The sequence below is a fragment of the Nocardioides secundeburneus genome (genome assembly GCF_039939255.1).
Classification (GTDB): Bacteria; Actinomycetota; Actinomycetes; order Propionibacteriales; family Nocardioidaceae; genus Nocardioides.
The window spans coordinates 473,879-492,031 of record NZ_JBDUUE010000005.1; the positions used below are offsets into that span (position 1 = coordinate 473,879).

Genomic DNA, 18,153 nt, shown 5'->3' on the forward strand with positions numbered 1-18,153 from the left:
TTACCCGCCACGCAGCGGTTCACCGCCGTCCACAGGCCGTGCCGTCGAGGGCGCGTGTGCTCTGATGGAGCGGTGAGCGAGCTCGGCACCCAGCTGCGCGTCTGGCGCGACCGGTTGACCCCCGCGGCCGTCGGGCTGCCGTCGGCCCCGCGTCGTCGGACGCCGGGTCTGCGCCGCGAGGAGGTCGCCCAGCTCGCCGGCGTGTCGAGCGACTACGTCGTCCGGCTCGAGCAGGGCCGCGCCGAGCACCCCTCGGCCCAGGTCGTGCAGGCGCTGGCCCGGGCGCTGCGCCTCGATGACGAGGAGAGCGAGCGTCTGCACCGCATGGCCGGGCACTCGCCGCCGTCCGCGGGGCGCATGAGCCGGCACGTGACGCCGAGCATCCTGCGCATCGTCGACCGGCTGGGCGACACCCCGGTCTCGGTCATCGACGCCGCGTGGGAGACCGTGCTGCAGAACCGGGCGGCCGACGTGCTGTTCGGCCCGATCGCCGGCGAGACCGGTCGCGGCCGCAACCGGGCGTGGCGCACGTTCATGGACGTGCCCGGCATGGGCCGGCTCGAGCCGCAGACCCGCTCGATGGTCGAGCGTGACGTCGTCGCCGACCTGCACGCCGCGCTCATCCGCCTGCCCGACGACCCCGACATCGCCGCGATCGTGGCCGACCTGCGCGCCGAGAGCCCTCGCTTCGCCGAGCTGTGGCAGACCACGCCGGCGCGGGTGCGCGGGGCCCAGCGCAAGACCCTCGAGCACCCCGTGGTCGGGCTGCTCACCGTCGACTGCGACGTGCTGAGCGTGCACGGCAGCGACCTGCAGATCGTCGTCTTCTCGGCCGAGCCCGGCACGCCCGACGGCGACGCGCTGTCGATGGCGGTGATCATGGGCCTGCAGGACATGACGGCCGGTACCTGAGGTCCACAGGCCGGCACCCGCGACCGATGGGGCGAGGCGTCGGGCCGCCTAGCGTCGAGGCATGCACCGCCTCGTCGCTGCCGCCCTGGTCGCGGCCTACCTGTTCCTCGTCGCGCACCTGACGCTGACCGACCCGTCGAACGGCCGGTGGGCCTTCAGCCTGGCCGACCGGGTCGCCGTCCGGCTCTCCGACGGCGCGCTGACCTGGACCGAGACCGAGGTGCTGGCCAACATCGCGCTGTTCGTGCCGCTCGGCTTCCTGCTCACCATCGCGACGGGCAGCGCCTGGGTCGCCGTCACGCTCTGCGCGCTGCTGTCGGCCGGCATCGAGTGGATGCAGCTCACGCTGCTGCCCACCCGGGTGCCGACGCTGGACGACGTCGTCCACAACTCGCTGGGCGGAGTGGTGGGCGCCGCCGTCGCGGTGGTGTGCCTGGCGCTGGTGGCCGGCGCCACGGGCTCGCGGCGGCGGGCCGCCGTCAGTGCCCGGGGGTGACCTGCTCGACCTGCTCGAGCCGCGCCAGGTCGTCGTCGTCGAGCGCGACGTCCACGACGGCGAGGTTCTCCTCGAGGTGGGCCACGGACCTGGTGCCGGGGATGAGCAGCAGCCGGTCGTACTGGGCGAGCAGCCACGCGAGCGCAACCTGGCTCGGCGAGACGCCGTGCTTGGCGGCGACGGCGCTGACGTGCGGGTCGGCGGCCAGCGTGGCCGGACCGCCGGCGAACGCCGAGCCGAGCGGGAAGTACGGCACGTAGGACACACCGTGCTCGCGGCACAGCTCGAGCACGGGGGCGTCGCTGCGGTCGAGGATGCTGAACGGGTTCTGCACCTCGCCGATGCCGACCGTCTCGATCGCGGTGCGCACGGTCTCGAGGCCGACGCTCGAGACGCCGATCATGGCGACCTTGCCCTCGTCGCGCAGCTCGGCGAGCGCGCCGAGCTGGTCGGCGAGGTCGGGCTCGGCGGCGTCCGGGTGGTCGCGCTCGAAGCGGCGCAGGTTGACCAGGTCGATCTGCTCGACGTCGAGCGCGCGCAGGTTGGCCTCGACCTGCTCCTTGAGCTGGGCCGGCTCGCCGGCGGGGTTCCAGCCGCCCTCGGCGTCACGGACGCAGCCGACCTTGGTGACCAGCCGCAGGCCCTCGGGGTAGGGGTGCAGCGCCTCGCGGATGAGGTCGTTGACGACGTCCGGCCCGTAGAACTGGGCGGTGTCGACGTGGTCGACGCCGAGCTCGACGGCACGGCGCAGCACGGCGCGGCACGCCTCCGGGTCGGCGGGCGGGCCGAGCACGCCCGGACCGGCGAGCTGCATCGCACCGAAGCCGACGCGGCGGACCGGGAGGTCGCCGAGGAACGAGGTGGCAGGCGCAGGAGTGGTCATGGCTCCACCGTCGCGCACCCGACCGGGCGGCACCAGGGACGCCGGGTCCTGGGAACCGCAGTCCCAGGACTTCCACGTATCAACTCATGCTGATACAAAGGGGGCATGATGTTCTCCCCGACCGATCACCTCGGAGCCGCCACCCGCACCGTCACGACCGTGACCCGCGACGACGCCGAGCTGCGCCTGGTCACGGTGAGTCGCACCTACGACGCCACCCCCGACGAGGTCTGGGCCGCCCTGGTCGACCCCGAGCGGATCCCCCGCTGGCTCGGGCCGGTCGAGGGCGACCTCCGCGTCGGCGGCCGCTTCGCCCTCGAGGGCAACGCCAGCGGTGACATCACCACCTGCGACCGGCCGGAGCGGCTCTCGGTCACCTGGGAGCACGGCGGCGACACGTCGTGGGTCGACGTCTCGCTGCGACCCACGCCCGACGGCACCGTGCTCCAGCTCGACCACTCCTTCGCCGTCACCGACCACTACCGCCGCTACGGCCCCGGCGCGACCGGCATCGGCTGGGAGCTGGCGCTGATGGGCCTGTCCCTCCACCTCGCCGACCCCACCTTCGCTCACCCGGCCCACGACGAGCTGCCGCCGGGCCTGGCCGAGTTCAACCGGGCCGCGGCGACGGCCTGGGGCGAGGCCGCCGTGGCCGGCGGCGACGACGCCGCCGAGGCCGACCTGGCCGCTCGTCGCTGCGCCGCCGCCTACACCGGTGAGCCGGAGCCCGAGGCCTGAGCCGTGCACGCGCTCGACGTCCTCGGCGACCCGGTGCGCCGCCGGATCCTCGAGGTCCTCGCCACCGGCGAGCAGCCGGCGGGCGACGTCGTCGCGGTCATCTCCGAGGAGTTCGGCATCGGCCAGCCGGCCGTGTCGATGCAGCTCAAGGTGCTGCGCGAGGCCGGGTTCGCCACCGTCCGGCCCGACGGACGCCGGCGTCTCTACGCCGTCTCCCCCGCGCCGCTGCAGGAGGTCGACGCCTGGCTCGAGCCGTTCCGCTCCTCCTGGACGCAGGCCCTCGACGCGCTCGACACCGAGATCCGGCGCGGACGACGCGCGTCGTCCGGCGACTGAGCGGTCAGACGCAGCGACCGTCGCCGAGCTCGCGCAGGCCCTCGAGGTCGCCCTCGCCGAAGGAGTCCTGGAAGGTCGTGGTCGGGTACATCAGCTGACGGTCGTCGTCGACGTGGTCGAGGCCGACGAGGTGGCCGAGCTCGTGCATGATGACGGCCTTCTGGAGGTCCAGCTCCCCCCGGAACGTCATGTTCTGGAAGTCGGGCCCGTCGAGGGTGACCGTGCCGGTGACGTAGACGTCGCCGGCGCCCCGGAAGGGCCCGGCCAGGCCGACGGTGTCGCCGTCGAGCTCGGGCACCTCCTCGGCCGTGGCCCACGACACGAGCACGGGCTTGGGCCGGTTGAGCGCGGTGAACCGGTCGTCGCCCGGACGCTCACCGGTCTCGCCCTCGATCACCATCTCCAGGCCCGTGGCCGCCGACACCGCGTCGAGCGACTCCTCGAGCGTCGAGCGCCACCCGTTCGGGGCGCCGTCGGGGTTGACCACGAACCGGATCGGCGCGCACGAGCTCCACGTGACCGGGTCGCCGCTGAACGGGTCGGCGGCGAGGTAGGCGTGGTCGCTGGCGCTGCCGCGACCGCCGTCCCAGCCGACGAGCCCGCGGAACGCCGCGATCAACGGCGTCGCCTGCAGGCTGAACACGGCCCCGATCACAGCCAGCGTGACGACGACCGTGACGACGGTCCGCCGGCGCTCGCCGCCGCGCCCGGGCGGGCGCTGACGGCGCGAGCGTCGCTGCCGCGGCGGCCTGGGCAGCGAACGGTCGAGCGGGGTGACCGACCCACCGTCGGGGGTCTCGCCCTCGTAGGTCGGCAGGGCCCGCAGCTGCTCCTCGAGCTCGCGCTGCCAGCGCCGTTGCTCGCGCCGGTCGCGACGATCCCCCCATCCCACCCGCAGATCCTCCCCCAGGAGTGGTCGCCGCCGTGCCGGTACCGGCATGTTGGACCCTGTGAACGCCCCGACCACCCTCGAGAAGCTGCAGGCCCTGGTCCGCATCCCCACGGTCTCCGCGCCCGACCCCGCCGACGTCGACCGCGCGGCGTTCGAGGCGTTCACCCGTGAGCTCGCGCGGCTGTTCCCGCGCCTGCACGACCTCGAGCAGGTCGCGATCGCCGAGCACGGGCTGCTCGTGCGCTGGCCCGGGCGCTCGAGCGAGCGGCCCGTCGTCCTCATGGCCCACCTCGACGTCGTCCCGGTCAGCGACGACGGCGCCGGCTGGACCCACCCGCCGTTCGGCGGCGACGTCGTCGACGGGTCGGTCTGGGGTCGTGGCACGCTCGACGACAAGGGGCAGCTGGTCGCGATCGCCGAGGCCGTCGAGACCCTGCTCGGTCGCGGGTTCGTGCCGGCGCAGGACGTCTGGCTCTCGTTCGGCTGCACCGAGGAGGTCTCGGGCAGTGGTGCCTCCGACGCCGTCGCCGAGCTGCGCCGGCGCGGCGTCCGGCCGTGGTTCGTGCTCGACGAGGGCGGCGCCGTGGCCTCGGAGGTCTTCCCCGGCGTGTCGGCATCGGTCGGCGTCGTCGGCGTCACCGAGAAGGGCGTGACGACGCTCGAGCTCGTCGCCGAGGGTCGCGGCGGGCACGCCTCGACGCCGGCCCGTCGCGGTCCGACCGCCCGGCTCGCGCGCGCCATCACGCGCCTCGACGCCGCCGCGATGCCCGGCCGGGTGCCCGAGCCGACGGTCGAGCTGTTCCGCCGGCTCGCCCCGCACGCCGTCCTCCCGCTCCGGCCGCTGCTGGCCGGCGCCGCCCGGCTCGAGCCCGTGCTCCAGCGCGCGCTCGTGGCCGCCGGGCCCGAGTCGGCCGCGATGACCCGCACCACCTTCGCCGTCACCATGCTGTCGGCGTCGCCGGCCGCCAACGTCGTCGCCCAGTCGGCGCGCGCCGTCGTCAACGTGCGGGTGATGGTCGGCGACACGGTGGCCGACGCCGTCGAGCACGTGCGCCGGGTCGTGGGCGACGACGTGCGCGTCGACGTCGTCGACGCCGTCGAGCCGTGCCCGATCAGCCCGCGCGACGACGCCTGGGCGTTGCTGGAGTCGACGATCGAGGAGGTCTTCCCCGACGCCGTCGCGGCGCCGTACGTGATGATGGCCGCCACCGACGCGCGGTTCTTCACCGCCGTCTGCGAGCGCGTCTACCGGTTCGCGCCGTTCCGCATGAGCAAGGCACAGCGCGAAGCCATCCACTCCTTCGACGAGCACCTCGGCGTCGACGACCTGCTCGACGGCGTCCGGTTCTACGAGCGGCTGATCCAGGGGTTGGCGTGACCGCGCCGCACCCGATGACGTCGACGCCGGCGCGCAGCCTGGCCGCGATCGTCGGGTTCCTGGTCGTCGTCGAGCTGGCCAGCGGCATCCTGCAGGGCTACTACACGCCGATCTTCAGCGACATCGCCGACCACCTCGACATCGCCGACGCCGACGTCAACTGGTTCGAGGCCGCCCAGCTCATCGTCTCCGCGCTGCTCGTGCCGCCGCTGGCCCGGCTCGGCGACCTGGTCGGGCACCGCAAGGTGCTGCTGCTCTCGACGGCGGTGACCGCGGTCGGCTCATGGGTGCTGGCCTTCGCGCCGTCGTTCTCGACCTTCCTCGTCGGCTGGGCGCTGCAGGGCGCCTACGTCGTCTGGCTGCCGCTCGAGGTCGCGATCATCCACCGCCGGACGGCGGGCACGGGCCGGCAGGCGCTGCTGACGCGGCGCGCGGCCGCCGTCCTGGTGGGGGCGCTCGAGCTCGCCGTGATCATCGGCGCGCTCACCTCGGGCGCGCTGGTCGAGGCGACGTCGATGACCGTGCTGCTCGCGCTCCCGGCCGTGGCGGTCACGCTGTGCCTGGTCGTCGTCTGGTTCGGCGTCGAGGACGACTCAGGTGTCGCGACCGGCGGCTTCGACTGGACCGGCCTGGCACTGGTCTCGGTCGCGATCGGGCTGGTGATGGGCGGGCTGGTCGCCGTCCGGGTGGCCGGGCCGGGCTCGGCGCTGCCCTGGCTGCTCATCGTCGCGGGCGTCGCCGCGACGGTGCCGTTCGTGCGCCACGAGCGCGGCCTCGACGACCCGATGGTCGACGTCCGGCTGCTCGCGACGCCGGGCCAGTGGCCGGTGCAGCTGACCGCGTTCCTGTTCGGCATGTCGGTGCTCGGCGCGCAGATCCCGCTGTCGACCTTCGCCCGCACCGACCCCGACACCGTCGGCTACGGCCTCGGCGCCGACGCCTCGTTCGTATCGACCCTCATCGGCGTCTACGTCGTCTTCCTCGCCGTCGGCGCGTTCACCCTGCCGCTGACGACCCGGCTGCTCGGCGCCCGCGGCGCGCTCGTGGGCTCGTCGTTGTTCGTCGCGCTCGGCTACGCGCTGTGGCTGCCGTTCCACGACTCGACCGGGCAGGCGCTGCTCAACATGGCGGTCGCCGGCGTCGGCTCGGGCGCGCTCGTCGCCGCTCTCCCGGCCGCGGCCGCCGCGGCTGCACCGCCCGAGCGGACCGGCTTCGCGACCGGCATGACCAACGCGACCAAGACCGTGGGCGGCGCCATCGCGTCGTCGGTCTTCGCCATCGCACTCGCCTCGGCCGGCGCGATCGACGACCCGGTCGAGGGCCACGCGCCGCTGTCGGGCTACCTCACCGTGTGGTCGGTGTGTGCCGCTGCGGCGCTGCTCGCCGCCGTCGTGCTGGCGCTGACGCCGCGGCCAGCAGATGCCGAGGCCCGCCGCTGACGGCTCAGACGACCCGGTGCATCCAGCCGAACGTGTCGTCGGCGCGGCCGTACTGCACGTCGACGAGCGCCTCGCGGATGCGCATGGTCAGGTCGGTGCTCGCGGGCGCGGGCACGTCGCCGTGGGTCGACTTGAGCTCGCCGACCGGCGTGATGACGGCGGCGGTGCCGCACGCGAACACCTCCGTGATGCGGCCGCTCGCGACGCCCTCGCGCCACTCGTCGATGGAGAACTTGCGCTCCTCGACCTGGTGGCCGAGCTTGCCCGCGAGCTCGATCACGCTGGCTCGGGTGATGCCCTCGAGGATGGTGCCCGTCTCGGGGGTCACGATGGTGCCGTCGTCGTGCACGAAGTACATGTTCATGCCGCCGAGCTCCTCGACGTAGCGGCCCTCCTGGGCGTCGAGGAAGACGACCTGGTCGCACCCGTGCTCGCTCGCCTCCTGCTGCGCGACGAGCGAGCTGGCGTAGTTGCCGCCGGTCTTGGCCGCGCCCATGCCGCCGCGTCCGGCCCGCGTGTAGTCGTCGCTCAGCCACAGGCTGACCGGCTTGATGCCGCCCTTGAAGTACGCACCGGCCGGGCTGGCGATGACCATGAACGTCGCGTGCTGCGCCGGCCGGACGCCGAGGAAGACCTCGCTGGCGAACATGAACGGGCGCAGGTAGAGGCTCTTCTCGCCCTCGGTGCCGGGCACCCAGCGCTGCTCGACCTCCACGAACGCATCGACCGCGGCGACGAAGTCGTCGGCCGGCAGCACCGGCAGCGCGAGCCGCCGGCTCGAGCGCTCCATGCGCTTGGCGTTCTCCTCGGGCCGGAACAGCCAGACCGAGTCGTCGGCGTGCCGGTAGGCCTTCATGCCCTCGAAGATCTCCTGCGCGTAGTGCAGGACGGCGCTCGCCGGGTCGACCGACAGCGGGGCGTAGGGCTCGATGCGGGCGGCGTGCCAGCCCTCGGCCGGCGTCCACTCGATCGTGAGCATGTGGTCGGTGAAGTGCGTGCCGAAGCCGGGGCTGGCGAGGATCTCGGCGAGCCGCTCGTCGCTGGTCGGCGCTTCGGTGAGGGTGGTGCTGAAGTCCATGGTGCGCAATCTAGTCGGGCTCCCTACCGTTCGGCAGGGTGCGGGCGGGGCGGGGAACACCCGGTGCACCGGGTGTTCCTGGGACGGGTGGGACGACGCCGACGCGCGCCCGGGCCGGGTCAGGCCAGGCGTGCGGCGATGGCGTCGCCGACCTCGGACGTCGTGCGTCCGCCGGTCGGGCCGGACGCGGGTGCGCGCTCGGCGAGGTCGGCGATGGCGGCTGCCTCGATGGCCGCCGCGGCCTTGGGGTGGCCGAGGTGGTCGAGGAGAAGTGCGCCGGAGAGGATGGCGGCGGTCGGGTCGGCCTTCTGTTGCCCGGCGATGTCGGGCGCCGAGCCGTGCACGGGCTCGAACATCGAGGGCGCCGTCCGGTCGGGGTTGACGTTGCCGGACGCCGCCAGGCCGATGCCGCCGGTGATGGCGGCGGCGAGGTCGGTGACGATGTCGCCGAAGAGGTTGTCGGTGACGATGACGTCGAAGCGGGCGGGGTCGGTGGTCATGAAGATCATGGCGGCGTCGACGTGCATGTAGTCGACGGTGACCTCGGGGTACTCGGCCGCGACGGCCTGGGTCAGGCGCCACCAGACGGATCCGGCGTGCACGAGCACGTTGGTCTTGTGGACCAGGGTCAGCTTCTTGCGGGGGCGGCGCTGGGCGCGGGCGAAGGCGTCGCGGACGACGCGCTCGACGCCGAAGGCGGTGTTGACCGAGACCTCGGTGGCGATCTCGGCCGGGGTGCCGACGCGCAGGGCGCCGCCGTTGCCCGTGTAGGGGCCCTCGGTGCCCTCGCGCACGACGACGAAGTCGACGTCTCCCGGGTTCGCCAGGGGCGACACCGCGCCGGGGTAGATCTTCGAGGGCCGCAGGTTCACGTAGTGGTCGAGCTCGAAGCGCAGCCGCAGCAGCAGCCCGCGCTCGAGGATGCCCGGCGGCAGGTTCGGGTCGTTCGGCTTGCCGCCGACCGCGCCGAGCAGGATCGCGTCGTGCTGCCGGATCTCGGTCAGCACGGAGTCGGGCAGGACCTCACCGGTGGTCAGGTAGCGCTCGGCGCCGAGGTCGTAGCGGGTCTGCTCGAGCTCGATGCCCTCGGGCGCGGCCGCCTCGAGCACCTTGAGCGCCTCGGCGGTCACCTCCGGGCCGATGCCGTCGCCGGGGATGACGGCGAGCTGGACGGTTCCGGATGCGGGGGTGAGATCAGTGGTCACGTGGGAACGCTATCTGTCGGATTCGAGGCGCCCCGACCCGTGTCCAAACCGGCCACGCGGCGCACGCGACGTCGTCCGACCCACCGCCCGGTCGGGCCGGCAGCCGACATCGCGGAGCCCGCCGAGAGTCGGCCCGGCCTGCGGGCGGGCGAGGACGTGAGTCGCCATTCGATCCGGTGCCGTCGTCCGACCCACCGCCCGGTCGGGCCGGCAGCCGACATCGCGGAGCCCTCCGAGAGTCGGCCCGGCCTGCGGGCGGGCGAGGACGTGAGTCGCCATCGGGCTCAGTTGTCGTCGGGGCGCTCGCCGCCACCGTCTCGCAGGTCGAGGGAGGTCTGGACGGCGGACCGGGCGCCGGCGTGGTCGTCGTCGCGGCGGTTCTTGGCCGGGCCCCACTCGGGGTACATCTCGTACATCGCTGTTCTCCGTTCGGTTCACCTGGTGTGGAGGTCACACCCGGAGATGTCCCCGCGGAGGGAACCCGTGGATCGCACGGGGTGGGTCACGCGGACGAGCGGATCGCGCTGACGAGCGCCGGAAACCTGGGCCGCCGCGAGGACATCACCGGGAGTGGTGGTTCGCGAGGCCGAGAAAGTATGCGTCTGGGTACGCATGAGAACCACCGCGACGGGGTGGCCTCACGCCGCAGGATCAGTCCTGCCGGGCCCCGTCGCGGCGCTCAATAAGTACGAGGACGCTACGCATGGTCCTGACAGGTTGGCACAGCCTCGGCGGCCCCGGCTACTGACATCGGTCATCTGTTCGCATCCCGAGACGCGCGTCTCGGCGTCGGAGGCCCGGGCGTTGACTTCTCCCATGAGCGCCTCCCCCGACCTGCCGCACGTGGTGGAGCGCGCCTTCGCGGTCTCGCGCCGGGCCGGCTACGTGTCGTTCTGCCGCAACGAGACCGGTCGGCTGCTGGCGATGCTGGCCGCCACGCGCGACGGCACGATGGCCGAGCTCGGCACCGGCTGCGGCGTCGGGACGGCGTGGCTGCGCTCCGGCGTCCGCGGCGAGAAGGCCCGCATCCTCACCGCCGAGCTCGACCCGCGCCTGGCCCGGGCGGCCGCGGAGATCTTCGAGGACGACGACCAGGTCGAGGTGCTCGCCGCCGACTGGTCGACCCTGCTCGACAAGGGCCCGTTCTCGCTGTTGTTCCTCGACGCCGGCCAGGGCGACGGCTTCGGCGGCGGCTGGGGCGGTGGCAGCGGCGGCGACGTCGGCGTCGACGCCGTGGCCGACCTGGTCGAGGACGGCGGCATCGTCGTCCTCGACGACTTCACGCCGTGCGAGGGCTGGCCGCCGATCACCCACGGCCGCGTCGACACCCTGCGCGAGCAGTGGCTCACCGACGACCGGTTCACCGCCGTCGAGGTGATGGTCGCCCCCGACGCGGCGACGATCATCGCGACGAAGCGCTGAGGGACCCAGCGAGGAACGAGCTGGGTCCCTCACAGCGCGCAGGTCGAGCAAGCGCAGCGACTGAGGAACGAAGTCGCGAAGCGCGTCGAGACCACCGCAGCAACAGCACGACGCAACCACGGTGGCCGAGACGAGCGGTCGCTCACCAGGTCTCGACTCGGGCTCGCCGGGGGCTCGCGCGGCTCGACCAGCGATCGTCGCTAGTCCTCCGACGACGTGCGCGGCTTGGTCGGCGGGTTGACCGGGTTCACCGGGTCGACCGGCTCGGCGCCCCGGTGCCGGATCACGGTGGGCGCGTCGAGCGGGTAGCGCGACGGCGGCGGGGGCGGCCGGCGCTCGACCGGTGGCGGCGCGGCCGGTGCGGCGTCGGGCTCGCGCGGCGGCGGGGCGAAGGCCTCGTCGGGGAAGTCCCGCGGCGGCAGTCCGGGCGCGGGCGGGTCGACGTCGCGCAGCGGGGTGCCGATCGGTGGCGGCAGCGGCGTGCCCGTCGGGGGCGGCATCTCGGGGCGGAACATCAGGTCGTCGTCGGCTCGCTCGCCACCGCGCGAGCGCGCGAGCAGGACGGCGGCGACCACCGTGACCAGCAGGACGCCGGCCCCGACGGCGATGGCGATCGGCGCGTCCACCAGCCCCTCCCTCAGATCTCGCCGTCGGCGGCCCTGCGGAGCACGATGCGGGTCCAGGCGCCGAGGTAGACGCGCTCGTCGGGGCGCACCTCGACCTTCTGGCCCACGGGCACCGGCGTCTTGGGCAGGGTGCCGAGGGCGCCGCCGACGTAGGTGCCGTTGGAGGAGCCGAGGTCCTCGACGAACCAGCGGCGACCGTCGGTCGTCAGCTGCGCGTGACGGCGGCTGATCCCGGAGTCGGTGCCGAGGTCGAGGTCGGGGCTGATCCCGCGGCTGCGCGAGGCCCGGCCGATGAGGATCGAGGTGTGCCGCAGCGGGGTCACGGTCGGCAGCCCGGGCGAGGGCAGCGGGTCGGTGCTCTGCTGGTCGGCGTACCAGTCGGGGTCGATCCAGATCTCGGCCACCCAGGTCTCGGCCAGCGGTGGCGAGGGGTTGGCACTCGTCTCGTCGGTCGGGACGTCGACCTGGCTCAGGCCCTCCGTCGTGGGGAGTGCCCCGGCCGGCGGGTCGAGCGGGCGCGGCATGGCGCCGGTGGTGAAGTCGTAGCCGCAGTTCTCGCAGAACAGCGCATTGGCCGGGTTGGTCGCCCCGCAGCTCGGGCACCCGCTGGACGCCGGCCCGTCGGCCGGGGTGACCGGCAGCAGCCCGGTGCCCGCGGCGTCGGGGTCGTCGACGCGCGGGACGGCGGGCGCGGCCGCGGGATCGCCCATGGCGATGCCGCAGGTGTCGCAGTAGTCGGTGGACGCCGAGTCGTGGCCGGCCGGGCAGATCACTTCTTGATCCGGGTGGTCTTGGTGGAGGCGGTGTCGAGGGCCATCTCGTCGGCCTTGTCGACGGTGCGCTTGAGCCGCACGGTGCCCTCGGCCTCGTTGTCGACGTCGACCACCTTGCGCAGCTTCGACGTCGCCTCGTCGTTGCCGGTGGCGGCGGCGAGCTGGACGGCACGGCCGAGCTTGGTGGTGGCGGTGGCCTCGTCGCCGGCGGCCTTGGCCGCCAGGCCCTCCTGGATCATCGCGGCCAGCTCGGTCTGCCCGGTGTAGTGGGCGACCTGCTGGTCGATCCGTGTGGTCAGCGAGGAGTCGCCGGACCAGGTGGCCTTGACCAGCCCCTGGGCGAGCACGGTGTCGCCGATCGCGATCATCACGCGCGCGGCGAGCTGCTCCTGACCGATCGCCTTGGCCGCCACCCGGACGGCGACGTGGTAGTCGCGCGACTCGTCGGACCAGGCGCCGGTCGGGTAGGCGCCGGTGAGCGGGTTGACGGTGGTGCGCCGGGCCGTGAGGTCCTCCACGGTCGGGGCGACCTGGCGGACGAAGAGCACCTGCGCGCCCTGCGGCGCCCAGACCCGCAGCTGCGCGTCGGCGACGCCGCGCGACATCGAGGTCTGCATCATCTGGCGGAACTGCTCCACCATCGTCTCGGGGGTGGGGATGATGTCGACGGTGCCGAGCAGGGCCTGGGAGATGCGGCGCAGCTCCTCGACCTGCCAGCCGGTGCCGGCGCCGCGGCAGTCGCACTGGAAGTAGCCGGTGGCCTGCTGGATCGCGAGGTCGAGCTTGCCGGCGTCCTCGCGGTTCTCACCGTCGGTGAGCAGGATGGCATGACGCTGCGTGAGGCCCTCGATGGAGCCGAACAGCTGCATGGCGAGGGTGAGCCAGGTGCTCATCGCGGTGCCGCCACTGCCGACGAAGCGGGAGATCGAGGCCTGCGCCTCGGCGCGGGTCTGGGCGTTGGCCTGCACCATGCCCGGCCCGGAGGAGACCTGCGGGTAGGCGAGCATCGCGCGGTCGGAGCCGGCGATCACGGCGAACCACACGCCGTCGGCGATCTCGCCGACGGCGGTCTGCGCAGCCTGCTTGGCGGCCGCCATCGTCTGCGGTCCCATCGAGCCGGAGGTGTCGACGATGATCACCTCGCCGGCGGTGCTCCCGCCCGCGCCGCCCACCGAGCCCGCACCGGTGCACTGCACGGTGACGATGGCGTTGACGTCGGTGCCGCCGTCGGGCAGGAACTCGTTCTGGTAGACGCTCGCGGTGAACTCAGCCATCGGTCTCTCCCGGGGGTGCGGTCTCAACAGTGGTCTCGCCAGCGGCATTCTGCCCTGACGCCGGCGGTGGTGACGGCGCCGGTGCGGTGCCCTCGACGCGGGCCAGGGCGACGGTGATGTTGTCGTGCCCGCCCGAGGCGTTGGCGAACCCGACGAGCGCGACGGCGAGCTCGAGCGGGTCGGTGGTGCCGGCCGCGGCGACCTGCTCGGCCACCGCAGATGGTACGGATGCGTAGTTCCACAGGCCGTCGCTGCAGACCAGCACCCAGCCCGGCTCGGTGAGCACCGACTCGACGAGGTGCGGCACGAGGTCGGGCGCGTCCTCGCCCAGCCAACGGGTGATCGCGTGGCCCTGCGGCCCTTCCTCGGCGACCTTGCGGTCCATGCCGGCGGCGATCTGGGCCTGCGCGACGGAGTCGTCGACCGAGAGCTGGACGCCGGGTCCGGCGTCGGGGAGCCAGTAGGCGCGGGAGTCGCCGATGTTGGCGATGTGCAGGCGCTGGCCCTCGACGACCGCGACGGCGAACGTCGCCGACGGCGGCTTGTCGGACCCCTCGGGCGTGAAGCCGACGATCGCGTCCTGAGCCGCCTGCACCGCGGCGCCGAAGACCTGCTTGACCGCGGAGTTGCGGCTGGTGTCGGTGCCGAGCCCGCTGGGCAGCGGCGTCAGCAGCACGTCGCGCGCGGCCGTCGCACCCGCCATCGAGGCCTCGGAGGAGTGGTCGGTGTTCGAGACGCCGTCGAGGACGACGAGCACGACCCGCCCACCGGCCTGGGTGGTCGCGTGCAGCGCCATGGCGTCCTCGTTCGCGGCCTTGCGCACGCCGCGGTCGCACACCCCGGCCACCGTCGGCACCGGTTGCTCGCGGAAGTGGTCGCGCTCGCTCGGCCGCTTGCTGCCGCACTGCTCGCAGTAGCCGTCGGGGCCCACGGTGCCGCCGCACTGCAGGCACGCGGGCGGGCCGGACGCCGTCGGCCTGCCGGGCGCGCGGGTCGCCGCCGTCATCTCGAACGGCGATGCCTCCTCGGAGACGTCGACGGGTGCGGCGGGCGTGGCGGGCGCCGCGCCGACCCGCTGACCGCAGGCCTCGCAGAAGGCCGCGCCGTCGGCAAGGGGTTCGGCGCAGTGGGGGCAGTTCACAAGGTGCCTCTCGTCTCGGTGGGGTGGTCGCCCGTCACGTCAGCGTCCACGCGCGGACGGCGTTGGCCCGGTTGACCAGCTCGATGCGCTCGGGCAGGTCGGTGGCGTCGCGGGCCAGGAGCCGGTAGGCGCGCTCGATGCCGGCGCGCAGGCCCGGCTCGTCGGCGGTCACCGAGCCGACGGTCGCCCCCGCCGTCGCCTGCGCCGAGCCGGGGCCGGTGACGACGGCGAGCGCCTGCTCGAGGATGCGCACGGTGTAGCGGCCGTGGGTGACGGGGTCCATGGTCACCGACTCGATGGAGCGCATGGCCTGGTCGAGGGCGCGCAGGTCGGTGCCGCCCTGCGCGGAGCCGAGGAGCACCTCGGCACGCAGCTGACGGCTCTCGGGGTAGCCGCGGCTCGACTTGGGCACCAGGTCGAGCGCCTCGACGGCGCCCGGGGCGTCGCCGCGCTCGGCCCGCACGCGGGCGACGCCGAAGGCGGCCGGGGCGACGTAGGCGGCGTCGGTCTGCGCGCAGGTGGCGTAGAGGCCCTCGGCGACCTCGGGCAGACCGCCCTTCTCGCACGCGACGGCGAGCGCGAGCTTGGGCGCGAGCTCGCCGGGCACCTGCTGGTAGACGGCGTTGAACGACGACTTGGCGGTCTCCCAGTCGCGCTGCTGCATGGCGGCGAGGCCGTCGACCCACAGCGCCCGCCACTCCCACGGGTCGGCCTGGAGCATGTCGGCGGCGATCTCGCGGGCGGCCTCGGGGTCACCGAGCTCGAGGGCGGCACGGGCCCGGGCGAGGCGCACCTCGGCGGTCTGCTCGGGCGCCTCGTGGGTGAGGATGCCGAGCCGCTCGCCGGGGTCGGTGGCGCCGACGCCGCTCAGCCAGGAGTACTGCGGGTCGGAGGTGTCGACGCGCAGGCCCGGCAGCTGCGACCACTCGAGCACGCCGCGCGACGTCGTCGGGGTCTCGAAGAGCACCGAGGCGGCGGAGGTGAGCGAGGTGCCCGTCGAGCGGCGGGCGACGGTCTCGCGCAGGACGCCGAGCAGCTGCGTGCGCAGCTCGTCGGCCGAGGAGAACCGGTCGGCGGGGTCGGGCGCGCAGCACTTCGCGACCAGCCAGTAGAGCGAGTCGAAGTCGCGGAAGAGCGGCGTCGACCCGGGCGGCGGGAGCGTGTGCAGGTAGGTGCCCTGGTAGCCGCGGAACTCCATGCACAGCACCACGATCGTGCGACCGATCGTGTAGATGTCGGAGGCGACGCTGGGCCCCACCTGGGCGACCTCGGGCGCCTGGTAGCCGACCGTGCCGTAGATGGCCGACTCGTCGTCGTCGATGCGCCGGACGCCGCCGAGGTCGATCAGCTTGAGCGCGTCGCCCACCTGGATCATGTTGTCGGGCTTGAAGTCGCAGTAGACCAGGCCGAGGTCGTGCAGGTACTGGAAGGCGGGCAGGACCTCGAGGATGAACGCGAGCGCCTGGTCGACGGGCAGCGGGTCGTAGGCGCCGCCGTTGGCGCGCATCCGCTCCTTGAGCATCTGCTTGAGCGAGCGGCCGCCGACGTACTCCATGACGATGTAGCCGGCGCCCTCGTGGGTCACGAAGTTGTAGATCTCGACGATGAGCGGGTGCTCGACCTGGGCGAGGAACTGCTGCTCGGCGATGGCCGCGGCGAGCGCGTCGGGGTCGCCGGAGTTGAGCAGGCCCTTGAGCACCACCCACCGGTTCGAGACGTTGCGGTCGCGTGCGAGGTAGATCCAGCCGAGGCCGCCGTGGGCGATGGCGCCGACGACCTCGTACTGCCCGCCGACGACGTCACCGGGGTGCAGCTTCGGCGTGAACGAGAACTCCTGGCCGCACTGGGGGCAGAAGCCCTCGGTGCGACCGGGCCGGCCGTCACGGCTGCGGCCGATCTTGGTGCCGCACTTGGAGCAGGTGCGCTTGTCCTCGGGCACCATCGGGTCGGGCTGGACGGCGGCGCTGGGGTCGACCGTCGGGGCCGGCGGCACGCTGGTCAGCCCGGCGCCGATGCGGGCCGCGCGCAACCGCTGCGAGCCGCTGCGCTGGCGCCGGGTCGACAGGGAGTCGCTGCCGACACGGGCCGAGCCGAACCGGGCCGAGCCGACGCGGGACGACGCCGTCGCGGTCGACACGGACGACGGTGCGTCGTGCACGCCGGCGGGCTCGGCCGGGGCCCCGGTGGTCGAGCCGGTCGGGACCCCGGCCATGCCGCAGGTGTCGCAGTAGCCGTCGGCGATGGCACCGGTGCAGCCGGGCTGGGTGCACGGCGAGCCGTCGGCGCTGACGGCGCTGACGGCGCTGACGGCGCTCGACGAGGGAGCCGCCGCGGGAGCGCCGGGGGCGGCGGTGGGCGTCGTCCCGGGGGCCGGGGCCATGCCGCACACGTCGCAGTAGCCGTCGCTGATGGTGCCCGTGCAGCCGGGCTGCGTGCAGGTCATGGCTGGCCTCCGGTGGTCTGGCCCTGGGCGTCGACCCAGGTCTGGTAGGTCGTGACGAGCTGGCGGGCGATCGGCACCGGGCAGGGGCGGCGGGCGAGCACGTCGCGGGCCTGCTGCTCGGCGGCGGCGACGTCGGGGTGGCCGGCGGCGCCGGTGGCCCGGGCCTTGACGACGTAGCCGTCGAGCAGCGCGACGAGCTGGGCGTGCTCGGCGAGCGCGTCGGCGTAGGCGTCGTCGGCGAGGGTCATGGCCTGGCCGACCCGCACGAGCCGGTCGCGGTAGGCCCCGAGCGCCTCGGGGGTGTTGGGCAGCGGCCCGAGCGCCTCCACGTCGGGGACGGCGTAGCGCGGCGCGGGCTGCACCGTGGCGACACAGGTCGCGGCGAGACGCTGCAGCGCGGCGCCGCGGGCGACGAGCTCGGCGCGCTCGGTGCGCACCTCGGCCAGCAGGCCGCGGGCCTCGCGCCGGCGCTGGTTGCCGACGATGAGGTCGCGCTCGAACACGGCGGCGTCCTGCTCGAGCGAGGGCAGCAGGCCCCCGACGTCGGCGCCACGGCCGGCCCGCTCGGCGATGTCGTCGAGCCGCGCCATCATCGCGGCGAGCCGGTCGACGGTGGCGTCACGGCCGACCGCGGGCTCGAGGGCGACCTGGTCGCGGATGCGCTCGAGCTGCGCGCGCAGGTCCTTGATCCGTCCGGCCGCGGCGTCGGCGCCGGGGGTGAGCGCGAGCTTGGTGCGCAGCGTCGAGGTGAGCGAGTCGGAGAGCCGGCAGGCCTCGGGCACCGAGGCGCCGGCGCCGTCGAGCCGGGTCCAGACCAGCGCCGTGACCTTGGCCCGATCCGCCTCGAGCACGCGCCCGCCGTCCCACGTGGCCCACATGGCGGCGTAGCGGTCGCTGACCGCCTTCCACAGCGACAGGGCCAGGGCCATGTCGGTGGCGACCTCGGCCCCGCGCCCCGACGCGAGTGCGGCGGCGTCGAGGTCGTCGAGCTCGGTACGGCGTCCGCGCACCCAGGCCTCGAGGCCGGTCAAGTAGGCCGCCAGCGCGGCGGGCTCGGGTGCGCTGCCGAGCGGGCCGGGGGGTGGCGGGGCGGTGGCGGGGGGCTGGGCCACGGTGG

General features: G+C 74.1%; 18 protein-coding genes. 7 read left to right on the forward strand and 11 right to left on the reverse strand.

Features of this window, described 5'->3' with window-relative positions; genetic code table 11:
• The first annotated feature begins 72 nt into the window (after positions 1-72).
• Both ABFT23_RS16015 and ABFT23_RS16020 read left to right on the forward strand, forming a co-directional pair.
• On the forward strand, positions 73-912 hold the full coding sequence (locus ABFT23_RS16015) for a helix-turn-helix transcriptional regulator (protein ID WP_347896905.1): 840 nt from the start codon (positions 73-75) through the stop codon (positions 910-912).
• 61 nt (positions 913-973) lie between these two features.
• Positions 974-1,408 (forward strand): VanZ family protein, encoded by a 435-nt coding sequence (locus ABFT23_RS16020; RefSeq protein ID WP_347896907.1) that lies wholly within the window; start codon positions 974-976, stop codon positions 1,406-1,408.
• Here ABFT23_RS16020 and ABFT23_RS16025 read toward each other — a convergent pair.
• On the reverse strand, positions 1,392-2,291 hold the full coding sequence (locus ABFT23_RS16025; RefSeq protein WP_347896909.1) for an aldo/keto reductase: 900 nt from the start codon (positions 2,289-2,291) through the stop codon (positions 1,392-1,394). The two genes, ABFT23_RS16020 and ABFT23_RS16025, sit on opposite strands and share 17 nt — an antisense overlap.
• 105 nt (positions 2,292-2,396) lie before the next feature.
• Between ABFT23_RS16025 and ABFT23_RS16030 the strand changes: the two genes are divergently transcribed.
• Both ABFT23_RS16030 and ABFT23_RS16035 read left to right on the forward strand, forming a co-directional pair.
• Positions 2,397-3,029, forward strand: a complete 633-nt coding sequence (locus tag ABFT23_RS16030; RefSeq protein ID WP_347896910.1) for an SRPBCC family protein — start codon at positions 2,397-2,399, stop codon at positions 3,027-3,029.
• A gap of 3 nt (positions 3,030-3,032) precedes the next feature.
• Positions 3,033-3,365 (forward strand): ArsR/SmtB family transcription factor, encoded by a 333-nt coding sequence (locus ABFT23_RS16035; RefSeq protein ID WP_347896911.1) that lies wholly within the window; start codon positions 3,033-3,035, stop codon positions 3,363-3,365.
• 4 nt (positions 3,366-3,369) lie between these two features.
• On the opposite strand, the gene ABFT23_RS16040 is transcribed toward ABFT23_RS16035, so the two are convergent.
• On the reverse strand, positions 3,370-4,257 hold the full coding sequence (locus ABFT23_RS16040; protein ID WP_347896913.1) for a matrixin family metalloprotease: 888 nt from the start codon (positions 4,255-4,257) through the stop codon (positions 3,370-3,372).
• A 58-nt stretch (positions 4,258-4,315) separates the two neighbouring features.
• On the opposite strand from ABFT23_RS16040, the gene ABFT23_RS16045 reads away from it, so the two are divergent.
• Positions 4,316-5,635: a M20/M25/M40 family metallo-hydrolase gene (locus tag ABFT23_RS16045; RefSeq protein WP_347896915.1), complete on the forward strand. Its 1,320-nt coding sequence runs from the start codon at positions 4,316-4,318 to the stop codon at positions 5,633-5,635.
• Complete coding sequence (locus ABFT23_RS16050) at positions 5,632-7,074, forward strand: MFS transporter (RefSeq protein ID WP_347896917.1); 1,443 nt, start codon at positions 5,632-5,634, stop codon at positions 7,072-7,074. The genes ABFT23_RS16045 and ABFT23_RS16050 overlap by 4 nt, the downstream gene beginning before the upstream one ends.
• A 4-nt stretch (positions 7,075-7,078) precedes the next feature.
• On the opposite strand, the gene ABFT23_RS16055 is transcribed toward ABFT23_RS16050, so the two are convergent.
• The 3 genes from ABFT23_RS16055 to ABFT23_RS16065 all read right to left on the reverse strand — a co-directional run bounded on the left by ABFT23_RS16055 (position 7,079) and on the right by ABFT23_RS16065 (position 9,773).
• The gene (locus ABFT23_RS16055; RefSeq protein ID WP_347896919.1) at positions 7,079-8,152 is read right to left on the reverse strand and encodes a branched-chain amino acid aminotransferase; all 1,074 of its coding nucleotides are present in this window, start codon (positions 8,150-8,152) and stop codon (positions 7,079-7,081) included.
• A 119-nt stretch (positions 8,153-8,271) separates the two neighbouring features.
• Positions 8,272-9,357, reverse strand: a complete 1,086-nt coding sequence (locus ABFT23_RS16060) for a 3-isopropylmalate dehydrogenase (RefSeq protein WP_347896921.1) — start codon at positions 9,355-9,357, stop codon at positions 8,272-8,274.
• 284 nt (positions 9,358-9,641) lie between these two features.
• Positions 9,642-9,773 (reverse strand): hypothetical protein, encoded by a 132-nt coding sequence (locus ABFT23_RS16065; protein ID WP_347896923.1) that lies wholly within the window; start codon positions 9,771-9,773, stop codon positions 9,642-9,644.
• A gap of 400 nt (positions 9,774-10,173) precedes the next feature.
• On the opposite strand from ABFT23_RS16065, the gene ABFT23_RS16070 reads away from it, so the two are divergent.
• Positions 10,174-10,779 carry an O-methyltransferase gene (locus tag ABFT23_RS16070; protein WP_347896925.1) on the forward strand — a complete coding sequence of 202 codons (606 nt, stop codon included), beginning with the start codon at positions 10,174-10,176 and terminating at the stop codon, positions 10,777-10,779.
• A gap of 200 nt (positions 10,780-10,979) precedes the next feature.
• On the opposite strand, the gene ABFT23_RS16075 is transcribed toward ABFT23_RS16070, so the two are convergent.
• From ABFT23_RS16075 to ABFT23_RS16100, 6 genes are read right to left on the reverse strand one after another with little or no spacing between them, the layout of a single operon-like run.
• The gene (locus tag ABFT23_RS16075) at positions 10,980-11,405 is read right to left on the reverse strand and encodes a hypothetical protein (protein WP_347896927.1); all 426 of its coding nucleotides are present in this window, start codon (positions 11,403-11,405) and stop codon (positions 10,980-10,982) included.
• 11 nt (positions 11,406-11,416) lie between these two features.
• The gene (locus tag ABFT23_RS16080; protein WP_347896929.1) at positions 11,417-12,178 is read right to left on the reverse strand and encodes an FHA domain-containing protein; all 762 of its coding nucleotides are present in this window, start codon (positions 12,176-12,178) and stop codon (positions 11,417-11,419) included.
• Complete coding sequence (locus ABFT23_RS16085; RefSeq protein WP_347896931.1) at positions 12,175-13,452, reverse strand: vWA domain-containing protein; 1,278 nt, start codon at positions 13,450-13,452, stop codon at positions 12,175-12,177. The genes ABFT23_RS16080 and ABFT23_RS16085 overlap by 4 nt, the downstream gene beginning before the upstream one ends.
• Complete coding sequence (locus tag ABFT23_RS16090) at positions 13,445-14,593, reverse strand: PP2C family serine/threonine-protein phosphatase (RefSeq protein WP_347896933.1); 1,149 nt, start codon at positions 14,591-14,593, stop codon at positions 13,445-13,447. Before ABFT23_RS16090 ends, ABFT23_RS16085 begins: the two co-directional genes overlap by 8 nt.
• A gap of 34 nt (positions 14,594-14,627) precedes the next feature.
• Entirely contained in the window at positions 14,628-17,036 is a 2,409-nt protein-coding gene (locus ABFT23_RS16095) for a serine/threonine-protein kinase (protein ID WP_347896935.1), read from the reverse strand.
• Positions 17,033-18,148 (reverse strand): hypothetical protein, encoded by a 1,116-nt coding sequence (locus ABFT23_RS16100; protein WP_347896937.1) that lies wholly within the window; start codon positions 18,146-18,148, stop codon positions 17,033-17,035. Before ABFT23_RS16100 ends, ABFT23_RS16095 begins: the two co-directional genes overlap by 4 nt.
• Between the last annotated feature and the right edge of the window lie 5 nt (positions 18,149-18,153).